The organism is Candidatus Planktophila sp. (assembly GCF_040402315.1).
Lineage (GTDB): Bacteria > Actinomycetota > Actinomycetes > Nanopelagicales > Nanopelagicaceae > Planktophila.
This window is the reverse complement of the sequence record NZ_JBBAMU010000063.1, coordinates 1-1,698: the sequence shown is the minus strand read 5'-3', so window position 1 is coordinate 1,698 and position 1,698 is coordinate 1. Positions and strand designations below refer to the sequence as shown.

2 protein-coding genes and 1 other RNA gene are annotated in these 1,698 nt (G+C 49.7%); all 3 read right to left on the bottom strand.

All coding sequences use genetic code 11. The annotated features are described in order from the left end of the window. Positions 1-327, bottom strand: an RNA gene (rnpB, locus tag AC9UEP_RS05975) — RNase P RNA component class A; the annotation flags it as partial. A 23-nt stretch (positions 328-350) separates the two neighbouring features. Then, positions 351-782 (bottom strand): CBS domain-containing protein, encoded by a 432-nt coding sequence (locus AC9UEP_RS05970; RefSeq protein WP_509545094.1) that lies wholly within the window; start codon positions 780-782, stop codon positions 351-353. Positions 783-852: 70 nt separating this feature from the next. Next, a partial coding sequence (locus AC9UEP_RS05965) for a TerC family protein (RefSeq protein WP_509545091.1) occupies positions 853-1,698 on the bottom strand: 846 nt, incomplete at its 5' end.

Genomic DNA, 1,698 nt, shown 5'->3' with positions numbered 1-1,698 from the left:
CGAACCGATCACCATCCATCTAGATCTGTAATTACTTACAGATTCAAGCAACCTACCCGATAGCTTGCGCGAGCAACGCACTATCTTCTTGGTCTTGCTTCAGGTGGGGTTTACATAGCTACATGTATCACTACATGCACTGGTGGTCTCTTACACCGCCGTTTCACCCTTACCAATATTGCTATTGGCGGTTTACTTTCTGTTGCACTTTCCCGCGGATTGCTCCGGGTGGGCGTTACCCACCACCTTGCTCTGTGAAGTCCGGACTTTCCTCGGTCCAGTCTAGAAATTAATCTAGAGCTGCAACGCGGTGATCCGGGCGACTCTTCGTTGGCTAATGGTACGGGAGTTTAATTACCGCTTGCCACGTAATCTTTCAGGGCCTGGCGCTCGGAATCGAGTTCATTCACATGGTTTTTAACCACATCACCAATAGAAACTATCGAGATTAGGGCTCCTTCGCCATCAACAACTGGAACGTGACGTATCCGAAGCTCAGTCATCATCGTCATCAGTTCTGCAACGGTCGAATCTGCGGTGCAGGTGTGGACATCGACGGTCATGATGTCGCGAACATGCATCCCAATGAGTTGGTCGAGCTTGCCCGGCATCGCTCGGACAACATCTCGCTCCGAGACGATGCCATCGATTTTCTTTCCATCACTAGAGACAACTAGGGCCCCGACATGGTGTGAGTTTAATGAGCTCACCAAATCATGGATGCTGGCACTAGCTGAAATAGTTTCAACGCGCTTTCCTGAGATTATGCTGCCAATCTTCATAGGCCACTCCTTAACTCTTGAGTGGCTCCATACTGCTCTCTTGCCAGCAAGAAGCAATAGGGCGGGTTGGTTAAATCTTCTCTTTTCCTGAACCGCCACGCGTGGCATAGAGGCTAGTTATCGCGGTGACCGTAAGCGTTGTGATGATGACTGCCAGACTGAGTTCGAGTGAAATCTCAGGCACGTGCACCCCAACGCTGTGTAGGGCGTGGAGGACCATCTTGACTCCAATAAATGCCAAGATAAATGAGAGCCCGCGAGATAAGTGAATCAGTCGATCCATGAGGCCTTGGAGTAAGAAGTAGAGCTGTCGCAGGCCCATGAGTGCAAAGATATTTGCAGTGATGACTACGTAGCTGCTGGTTGTCAGACCCAGGATGGCCGGAATGGAATCGAGGGCGAAGATTAAATCGGTGATGCCAAGGGCCACAAGTGCGATTGCAAAGTTACTAAAACCTCGTTTGCGCATAAATACGACAAGCTTTGACTCTTCTTCTTCCACATTCTCTTTCTCATTAACCAACTTATAAGCGGTGAAGATCAGGAATGCGCCAAAGAAGAAGAAGACCCAGGTGAACCTGGAGACCAGTGCCACGCCAAGAAAGATCAGGATGACGCGCAATACAATCGCAATCAGAATTCCGTAGAGCAGGACTAGCTGTTGCGACTCTTTCTTGATCTTGAGTGTGGCGAGCAGGATGATAAAGACGAAGAGGTTATCGACCGAGAGCGAATACTCGGTGAGCCAGCCAGCGATGAACTCTTTGCGATATTCAGCCGGAGCCCACTGCGGCAGAAAGTAACCAAATGCAATGGCGGCAACAACGTAAAAGAGGGTCCAACTTAAGGCTTCGCGCGGAGTTGTCTCTTTATTTCTGCGCACGATTGCCAGGATTAAATCGGCAACTATGACTGC

What these genes read in the sequence shown, in the direction of transcription:
- AC9UEP_RS05970 (WP_509545094.1), bottom strand. Translation starts at nt 782, where the DNA reads ATGAAGATTGGCAGCATAATCTCAGGAAAGCGCGTTGAAACTATTTCA.